This is a genomic window from Nocardiopsis sp. TNDT3 (assembly GCF_003427465.1).
GTDB classification, from domain to species: domain Bacteria; phylum Actinomycetota; class Actinomycetes; order Streptosporangiales; family Streptosporangiaceae; genus Nocardiopsis; species Nocardiopsis dassonvillei.
Map to the genome: position 1 here is coordinate 1 of NZ_QPFC01000027.1, position 7,272 is coordinate 7,272.

At 73.7% G+C, this 7,272-nt stretch carries 8 protein-coding genes; 3 read left to right on the forward strand and 5 right to left on the reverse strand.

All coding sequences use genetic code 11. The features are described 5' to 3' along the window. The coding region (locus DQW06_RS00670) for a helix-turn-helix transcriptional regulator (RefSeq protein ID WP_117197762.1) at nucleotides 1-595 on the reverse strand (595 nt) is incomplete at its 3' end. A 250-nt stretch (nucleotides 596-845) separates the two neighbouring features. Here DQW06_RS00670 and DQW06_RS00675 point away from each other — a divergent pair. Next, entirely contained in the window at nucleotides 846-1,094 is a 249-nt protein-coding gene (locus DQW06_RS00675) for a hypothetical protein (protein ID WP_013153022.1), read from the forward strand. A 66-nt stretch (nucleotides 1,095-1,160) separates the two neighbouring features. Here DQW06_RS00675 and DQW06_RS00680 read toward each other — a convergent pair whose 3' ends face one another. The 4 genes from DQW06_RS00680 to DQW06_RS00695 form a co-directional block, all read right to left on the reverse strand. Then, nucleotides 1,161-1,937 (reverse strand): putative protein N(5)-glutamine methyltransferase, encoded by a 777-nt coding sequence (locus tag DQW06_RS00680; RefSeq protein WP_013153023.1) that lies wholly within the window; start codon nucleotides 1,935-1,937, stop codon nucleotides 1,161-1,163. 151 nt (nucleotides 1,938-2,088) lie between these two features. Next, the gene (locus DQW06_RS00685) at nucleotides 2,089-3,018 is read right to left on the reverse strand and encodes a ribonuclease Z (RefSeq protein ID WP_013153024.1); all 930 of its coding nucleotides are present in this window, start codon (nucleotides 3,016-3,018) and stop codon (nucleotides 2,089-2,091) included. A gap of 808 nt (nucleotides 3,019-3,826) precedes the next feature. Then, a complete protein-coding gene (locus DQW06_RS00690; RefSeq protein WP_013153026.1) occupies nucleotides 3,827-4,036 on the reverse strand; it encodes a 4-oxalocrotonate tautomerase family protein in 210 nt (69 codons plus the stop codon). A 304-nt stretch (nucleotides 4,037-4,340) separates the two neighbouring features. Further along, complete coding sequence (locus tag DQW06_RS00695) at nucleotides 4,341-5,105, reverse strand: SDR family oxidoreductase (protein ID WP_117197763.1); 765 nt, start codon at nucleotides 5,103-5,105, stop codon at nucleotides 4,341-4,343. An 87-nt stretch (nucleotides 5,106-5,192) separates the two neighbouring features. On the opposite strand from DQW06_RS00695, the gene DQW06_RS00700 reads away from it, so the two are divergent. Together DQW06_RS00700 and DQW06_RS00710 are read left to right on the forward strand one after the other, a co-directional pair. Continuing rightward, nucleotides 5,193-6,053 (forward strand): helix-turn-helix transcriptional regulator, encoded by an 861-nt coding sequence (locus tag DQW06_RS00700; protein WP_210745396.1) that lies wholly within the window; start codon nucleotides 5,193-5,195, stop codon nucleotides 6,051-6,053. Between the two features lie 273 nt (nucleotides 6,054-6,326). Then, nucleotides 6,327-7,232 (forward strand): aminoglycoside phosphotransferase family protein, encoded by a 906-nt coding sequence (locus DQW06_RS00710; RefSeq protein ID WP_013153029.1) that lies wholly within the window; start codon nucleotides 6,327-6,329, stop codon nucleotides 7,230-7,232. Nucleotides 7,233-7,272 lie beyond the last annotated feature (40 nt).

Below are 7,272 nucleotides of genomic sequence, written 5' to 3' on the forward strand. Positions count from 1 at the left end.
GCGCGTGGCGGCACAGCGCCGCCCCGGCCGTTCCGGCCAGGTGCGGCAGGCGTTCGGTCCAGTCCAGGCACGAGCGCACCAGCGGGCGCTTTCCCCCGCGCGCCAGCGGTATCCGCTGCTCGGCGAACCAGGCCACCCCGGCCTCGGTGAGCGCGAACCCCGTGTCCTGGGTCAGCAGGCCCCGCCCCGTCATGGCCCGGGTGACGGCGCAGCCCAGCCCTCCGGCCAGGTGGTCGTAGCAGGTGCGCGCCCGCGCCAGGGCCCGGTCGGCGTGCACGGTGCGCAGGGTGCGCGGGCGCTGGTGGGCCGGGCCCGGGTCGGCGTGCGCGGCCAGGGCCTCCACCAGATGCGCCACCGCCTCGTCGGCCAGGCGCACGTAGCGGTGGCGGCCCTGGCGTTCCTGGGCGAGCAGACCGCCCTCGACCAGCCGGGTCAGGTGCTCGCTGACGGTGGAGGCACCCACACCGGTGTGGCGGGCCAGCTCCCCGGCGGTCCAGGCACGCCCGTCCAGCAGCGCCAGGCACACCCCGGCGCGGGTGGGGTCGGCCAGCAGGGCGGCCAGGGCGGCCAGGCGGGTGGCGTCGGGAGCGTGCATACCTCCAGGATGCGTCGTACACGGTGCGGCGGCGACCGAAACGTGGCGCGCGGCCGGTCCGCACGAACCGGCAGGCCGGAAAAGGGGCGGCGCCCCCACCCGCGGGTAGGTAAGGGGGGAGAGGTCACGCCCATGGACACCGGGCCCACAGGAGTGGCGCCTCCGACCCGGCCCCGCGACGAAGCCTCACGAGCGGCAGCGCACCGCCGTACCCGAACGCAGCGACCCCGTCGCCTCCAGGAGGAACTCCGTGAGCACCACCTCGATCACCACCACCGTCAAGCTCTCCATAAGCCAACCCAACGCCGAGGACGTCAAGGTGTTCTGGCGCCGGGACCACCCCGACCTCCTGGCCCTGGCCCTGGTCGACGTGGCGCCCGGAGTGACCCTGCACCTGCATGACGACAGCGGGGACCGCCCCTACCTGGACAAGCTGATCCAGACCCTGACCCAGGTACGCGACCGGATGTCCGAGAGGTCCGACGACCAGGACACCTGACCGCCGTGCCCGGGCGGGGCGCGGCGACGGTCCACCCGGGCACGGCGTACACGGGGGTCCGGACGGTCAGCGGGTGCCCGTCACCACGGTGGCCTCCCACTCCGGGCAGGAGACCACCTCACAGGCCAGACCGCCTCGGACGAAGGCCTCCCGCGCGGCCAGAACCTGCTCCTGACCCACCTCCACCAGCACCCGGCCGCCCGGAGCCAGCCACCGGCCGGCGTCGGCTGCCACACGGCGCAGCAGGTCCAGCCCGTCCTGTCCCCCGTCCAGGGCCCGCCGGTCCTCGTGCACGCGGGCCTCGGCGGGCAGCAGCGCGATCCGGTCGGTGGGGACGTAGGGCACGTTGGCGACCAGCACCTGGACGCGGCCGCGCAGATCCGGGGGCAGGGCGTCGTACAGGTCGCCCCGGTGCACCCGGTGCCCGGGCAGGTTGCGCCGGGCGCAGGCCACGCTGGCGGCGTCGATGTCGGCGGCGTGCAGGGTGATGTCGGCGCGGGTGTGCGCCAGGACCGCGCCCAGGGCCCCCGAACCGCAGCACAGGTCCACGGCCACGGCGCCGGGGGTGAGCAGGGCGCGGGCCTGGCGGGCCAGGAACTCGGTGCGCGGGCGGGGCACGAACACGCCCTCGTCCACGCGCACGCGCAGCCCGCAGAACAGGGCCCAGCCCAGGACGTGTTCGAGGGGCAGGCCGGCGCAGCGGCGCCGGACCATCCGATCCTGTTCGTCGGGGGTGCGCGCGGCGGAGGCGATCAGGTCCGCCTCCTGCTCGGCGAAGACGCAGCCCGCTTCGCGCAGACGGGCGACGAGGGCAGGGGAGACCGGGGAAGGTGGGGATGCCACGAGAGCCTTTCGACGAACTGTCGGGCGCTCCGGCTACGACGCGGGTGCGTGACCTCGCGGTGGGAACGCCCCTCCTGCGACAGCGGAGATCGTCCTCACCCCCTCGGTTGTGCGGTTCGGTGCCCCGGAACTCTACCCGACCGGGCCCGTCTCAGGAGTCGCGGGGCGGCACCGGCAGGCGTTGCAGGTCCTGGGCCAGCGTGAGGGGCCCGTCGAACTCGGCGGCGGCCTCGGCGAGGAAGCGGGCGTCGTCGCGGTCCTCGTAGCGTTCGGAGATGTGGGTGAGCACCAGGGTGCGCGCCCCGGCGCGCGCGGCCACGCGCCCGGCCTGGCGGGCGGTCAGGTGGCCGTAGGCGCGGGCCAGGTGCTCCTCGGTGTCCAGGTAGGTCGACTCGATCACCAGCATGTCGGCTCCGCGCGCGAGTTCGACCGCCTCCTCGCACTCGGCGGTGTCCATCACGAACGCCATGACCTGGCCCCGGCGCGGCCGCGCGCAGTCGGCCAGCTCCACGCGGCGCCCCTGGGCGGTGGTGACCGACCCCCGCCGCTGGAGTTCGCCGACCATGGGGCCGCGCACGCCGTGGGCGGCCAGCCGTTCGGGCAGCATCCGCCAGCCGTCCGGTTCGGCCAGCCGGTAGCCGTAGGCGGTGGTCGAGTGGCGCAGCGGCAGCGCGGTGACGCGCAGGTCCGACTCGCCCAGCAGACAGGAACCGGTGCCGCCGACCGGCTGGGGGAGTACGACGTCGGTGTCGTGGAAGGCGGTGGCGTGGCGCAGCCGCCGCCAGTAGCTCTGGCCGTCGGCGGGGTAGGCCACGCGCACGGTGTGGGGCACCCGGTCGCGGGCGATGCGCTGGATGGTGCCGGGCAGGCCCAGGCAGTGGTCGCCGTGGAAGTGGGTGACGCAGATGCGGGTGATGTCGGTGGCGGCCAGGCCCGCCAGGCGCATCTGGCGCTGGGTCCCCTCGCCGGGGTCGAACAGGACGCCGTGGGTGTCCCAGCGCAGGAAGTAGCCGTTGTGGTTGCGGCGGCGGGTGGGCACCGCGCTGGAGGTGCCCAGGACCACGAGTTCGCGTACGGACATGGGAGGGATCCTGCCACAGTGCGGGTCGGGGCCCCTGCCAGGAAACGTGCGGGTCCGCGCGTACCCGCGAGCGGGTGCCGTCCCTGCTCCCCGTCGCCCGGGAGAGGGGCCAGGACGTCGCCCCGGCCCGTCGGCGCCGACAGGGCCCGCGTGCCGCACGCGCTCACCGCCGACCGGCGGGCCGGGGGAGGGCCCCGCTTACCGGGGGCGGCCTTCGTCGCCGCCGGGACGGAGGGCCCTGGGGCCACGCGACGTTAGTACAGCCCTCGCTGTATCCATCGCGTTTTCGGGCCCCGGCCGGCAGTCCCCGAGGGCGCCGCCAACGAAACTCCGGGCTCCCCCGCCCTCTTTGTAGCAACACATGTAGTAACACCTTATAAGGTTCACTTATCGGAGGTGAGAACGCGGGGGTGTCTGGACCTTCATTGCGTGTGCGGATTGGCTTTACGTTAACTAATAACGTAATCAACGAAACGTTATTAGTTCCACCGGAGAGCCGACCTGCCAGGGCTCTGCGGTCAGGTGCCCCTGGCGGCCGTCAGTGACGGCCGCGACCTGGGGGAACGGCCCTGGTCGGGGTCCAGGACCAGCGCCGTGACGCCGCTGACGGTCTCGGGGCGTGAGCAGGATCGTGCGCTAAGCGCCCTGCACACAGGTCGGCCAGGCGTGGCCTCCTCGCCGTGACGGCGCCGCGGAAAAGCTCTCGCCCAACGACCACAGGCCCTGGCCAGACAAGGGCCGCGCACTGGGGTCAGGCACCCGCGGAGTCGAGCACCAGGCCCAGCGCGCTGAGCCCCGCACGGGAGGGTCAGGCGTCTCCGTTGAGCATGGCGGCGGTCAGGACGCCGCCGGCGACGCCCCAGCCGCCGTCGGCGACCTCCTCGACCAGCACGACGGTGGTGGGTCGGGCCCGCTCACCGTAGATCTCCACGTACAGGTCGGTGGTGCGCTCGACGAGTTTCTTCTTGTCCTCGGGGGTGATGGTGCCCGCGGGGACCTTGAAGTTGGCGAAAGGCATGGGTGTTCCTCCTTGGTTGGGTTCTCCCGTGATGCGGAAGCATGTGTCCGAGAACGTGTGGCCACGGTGCCGTTCTCGGTTGGTGTGGGCGTTGGCAGGTGCCGGCGCGGGGGTCAGCGGTTCGTCGGTGCCGAGCCGTTGGCGGGACCGCGCCCGGATCCGGGCGCACATGAGCGGCTCCACCTCGCAGCCGTCGCGGCTGGGGTCGCTGCGTGCGTCAACGGCTTGGGTCGGCGAGGGAGAAGCGGTCGGTGCCGCCCGGCCGGACGCCGGGGGCGACGGGGTGCGGCGTCCGACCGTGGCGTCACACCAGGCCCCCGTTGGCCCGGATGACCTGGCCGTTCACCCAGTGCCCTGCCGGGCTGGCGAGGAAGGCGACCACCTGGGCGATGTCCTGGGGGGTGCCCAGCCGCTCCAGGGGCGCCGCCTTGGCGAGCTGGTCGATCTGCTCGGGGGTCTTGCCTTCGAGGAACAGGTCCGTGGCCGTGGGGCCCGGGGCGACGGTGTTCATGGTGATGTCCCGCCCGCGCAGCTCGCGGGCGAGGATCAGCGTGACCGACTCGACGGCCGCCTTGCTCGCCGCATACGCACCGTAGGCAGGGAAGCTGGTGCCGACCACGGAGGTCGAGAAGCCCACGAACGAGCCGCCCGCGCGCAGTCGTCGGGCGGCCTGCTGGGCGACGACGAAAGCGCCACGGATGTTGGTGCGGTGTACGGCGTCGAGCACCGCCAGGTCGAGGTCGGCGATGGGCGACAGAGCGAGTCGGCCGGCGCAGTTCACCACGGCGTCCACCTCGCCGAACACCTGCTCGGCCCGGTCGAACAGCTCGGCGACCGCGTGCTCGTCCGCCACGTCCGCCCGCACCGAGACCGCCCGCCCGCCGGCGGCGGTGATCGCCGCCACCACCTCCTCGGCGGCGGCCGCGTCGCGGGCGTAGTTCACCACGACGGCGAGGCCGTCCTGGGCGAGTCTGAGGGAGACCGCTCGGCCGATGCCGCGTGATCCGCCGGTAACGACGGCGACACGCGCGTCCGGCGAAGGGGTGCTTGTGGTGTGGTCCGTAGTCATGTCCTCCACGGTGCACGCCGCCGACCGGGGGAACCAGGGGATCTCATCCCCTGTGTCGGCGTCCCGGCCGGACGCAGAATGGATGACATGGGTTCTGTGAGATACACCGAGCTGGGAGCTTTCCTGCGCTCGCGGCGTGAACGCATCCGTCCGGCCGATGTGGGACTTCCCCACGGGCTCCGCCGCCGGGTGCCCGGGCTGCGCCGCGAGGAGGTCGCCCAGCTCGCAGGCGCATCGGTGGACTACTACAACGAACTCGAACGCGGTGCCGGATCCCAGCCCTCCGAGCAGATGGTCGCCGCTCTGGCGAGGGCCCTGCGCCTGACCGCCGACGAGCGCGACTACCTCTACCACCTGGCCGACCGCCCGGTGCCCGCGCACGGCGGACCGGCCTCGCACGTCCACCCCGGCATGCTCGACCTGCTCATCCGTCTGACGTCGACACCCGCGCAGGTCATCACCGACCTGCACGTCACCCTCGTGCAGAACCCGCTGGCGATAGCGCTGCTCGGGGACCACTCCGGCCTCCGCGGCGCCCGGGCCAGCTTCGTCCACCGGTGGTTCACCGAGCCCGGCGCCCGGCAGATGTATCCCGAAGCCGACCACGAGGGCCAGTCCCGGGCCTTCGTCGCCGACCTGCGGGCAGCCGCCGCCAGACGAGGCGCCAAGGACACCGAAGCCCGTTCGATGATCAGCTCGCTGACCGACGCCTCCCCCGAATTCGCCGCCCTGTGGGCCGAACACGACGTGGCGTTCCGGCGCGACGACCGCAAACGCCTCAACCACCCCACGCTCGGCCTGATCGAGGTCAACTGCCTCCACCTGTTCAGCGAGGACGGCCGACAGCGGCTGCTCTGGTTCACCCCCGCGGTCGGCACCGACAGCGCCGACCTCCTTGACCTGCTCGCCGTTCTCGGTACCCAGGAAGTCACCGGACCGGCGCTCTGAGGACCCCCGACCGCGATCCCGGGGCCGTGCAGCGCCCCTCACCGTCCGGGTTGGAAACGGGCGGTGCGCAGCGACCGCGACACCCACCAGCCGACCACGCGGCGGGAGGACACACCGATCACGAACGCGGCGTAGACCCACCCGGCGGCCGTTGCCCCTTTCGGGCCTGCTTGGTTCGCTCCCGCTGGGTCCCCTCCGGAGGCGACGGGGCCCTCGGGGCGTGCGCATGCCGGCAGCGAACGCGGCCGGACCGGTGAACTACTGTTGCTTGCCATGGCGCACCCCCCGATCGGCCTCACCGCGGAGTTGGTCCGAGGTCTGCTGCTCGAACAGCACCCCGACCTCGCCGACCGCCCCCTGCACTCGGGATCGCGGGGCTGGGGAAACCAGATGTGGCGGCTGGGCGACGACCTCGCCGTCCGGCTGCCCTGGTCATGGCGGTCCACCAACGCGCTGATGCAGGGAGAGCTCCCCTGGCTGCCCGCGCTCGCCCCGCGCCTTCCCCTGCCGGTCCCGGTCCCGCTGCGGCTGGGCGTGCCCAGCCCCCGGTTCGAACGGCCCTGGATCGTCACCACCTGGGTACCGGGCACACCCGCCGACCTGGCCCCCGCCACGGACGCCGAACGGGCGGCCGAGGACCTGGCCGCCTTCCTGACCGCTCTGCACCAGCCCGCCCCCGACAACGCCCCCGCCAGCGGCAAGGGCGGCCCCCTCACCGACTGCGCTGAGCAGTTCCGCGAACAGTTCGCCTCGGCCACCGCGATGGGGCTGGTCGAGGATCCGGACGCCGTCCGCGCGATCTGGAGGAACGCCGTCGCCGCACCCGCGTGGCGGGGCCCCGCGCTGTGGCTGCACGGCGACCTGCACCCGGCCAACGTCCTGACCGCGGACGGCACCTTCTGCGGCGTGGTCGACTTCGGCGACCTGTCCACGGGCGACCCGGCCTGCGATCTGGCCGCCGCCTGGATCCTGCTGCCGGACGGCGCCGTCAGGCGCTTCTACCGCGCCTACCGGCCGACCCCGGACCCCGCGACCCTGCGCCGGGCCCGCGGGTGGGCCGTGCTGTGCGCCCTGGGCGGCCTCCTCGTCGGCGAGGCCGGGGTCCGCGGACGCGCGGGCGGCCACGCCAGCTGGGGGGCGCCCGCCCGCGCCGCGCTACGGCGCCTCACCAAGGGCTGAACAGGGCCCCGGCCTCGCCGACGAGGAGGCCGCCCAGGGC

Coding starts and splice junctions, on each gene's coding strand:
- DQW06_RS00685 (WP_013153024.1), bottom strand. CDS start 3,018: ATGTCCGTACGCGAACTCGTGGTCCTGGGCACCTCCAGCGCGGTGCCC.
- DQW06_RS00690 (WP_013153026.1), bottom strand. CDS start 4,036: ATGCCTTTCGCCAACTTCAAGGTCCCCGCGGGCACCATCACCCCCGAG.
- DQW06_RS00695 (WP_117197763.1), bottom strand. CDS start 5,105: ATGACTACGGACCACACCACAAGCACCCCTTCGCCGGACGCGCGTGTC.
- DQW06_RS00700 (WP_210745396.1), top strand. CDS start 5,193: ATGGGTTCTGTGAGATACACCGAGCTGGGAGCTTTCCTGCGCTCGCGG.
- DQW06_RS00710 (WP_013153029.1), top strand. CDS start 6,327: ATGGCGCACCCCCCGATCGGCCTCACCGCGGAGTTGGTCCGAGGTCTG.